This is a genomic window from Sphingomonas sp. CFBP 13706 (assembly GCF_014842355.1).
Classification (GTDB): Bacteria; Pseudomonadota; Alphaproteobacteria; order Sphingomonadales; family Sphingomonadaceae; genus Sphingomonas; species Sphingomonas aerolata.
On the sequence record NZ_JACYVM010000063.1, the window covers coordinates 1 to 873 of the forward strand.

1 protein-coding gene is annotated in these 873 nt (G+C 60.6%); it reads right to left on the reverse strand.

Annotated elements, in window-relative coordinates:
* On the reverse strand, window positions 1-873 hold an 873-nt coding region (locus IFS44_RS21660), incomplete at both ends, for an IS481 family transposase (protein ID WP_244650511.1).

An 873-nucleotide genomic window follows, 5' to 3' on the forward strand; every position in this document is an offset into this window, starting at 1 on the left:
CTGACGTCCAGATTTTGGCGATGTATTCGTAAGGCGTGAGGCCACTGAGCGTCTTGAGCCGACGGGCGAAATTATAGGCTGCCATGAAGTCTGCGAGGTGCACCCGCAACTGCTCGTGGCTCTCGTAATGGAAGCGTTTGACCGTCGCCTCCTTGATGGTGCGGTTCATCCGCTCGACCTGACCGTTCGTCCACGGGTGGTTCGGCTTGGTCAACCGGTGCTCGATGTCGTTTGCTTCGCAGATCATGTCGAAGCGCATCTGACGCGACCAGGCGGTGTTACGGTTGCGCGGCTGCTCGGCAAACTGGATGCCGTTGTCTGTCAGGATCGTGTGGATCCGGTACGGCACCGCTTTCAGCAGGTGTTCAAGGAACTCCCACGCCGTTCGCCTGTCCGCCTTGTCGACGAGCTGGGTGACCGCGAACTTACTCGTGCGGTCGATGCCGACGAACAGGTAAAGCTTGCCTTCGGCAGTCTGAACCTCGGCGATATCCATGTGAAAGAAGCCGATCGGGTAGCGCTTGAAGCGCTGTCGCTTCGGCTTGTCCCCCTCAATGTCCGGCAGACGGGATATGCCGTGCCGTTGCAGGCAGCGGTGCAGCGCTGACCGTGTCAGATGCGGGATCGACGGCTGCAACGCGTATAGGCAATCGTCGAGAGGCAGTAATGTGTGACGCCGGAATGCGACGACCGCTGCCTCCTCGGCTTGGGTCAAGGTCGTGGAGTGAGGGGCCTTCGGCCCGGTCTTCAGATCCTCAACCGTTGCCCGCTTGCGCCATTTTGCCACCGTCTTCGGGTTGATCCCCAGCTCTCGGCTCAGCGTCGAGAGCGAAGCTTCCGATCGCTGTATTGCTGCTCTGACGGCGTGCGTGG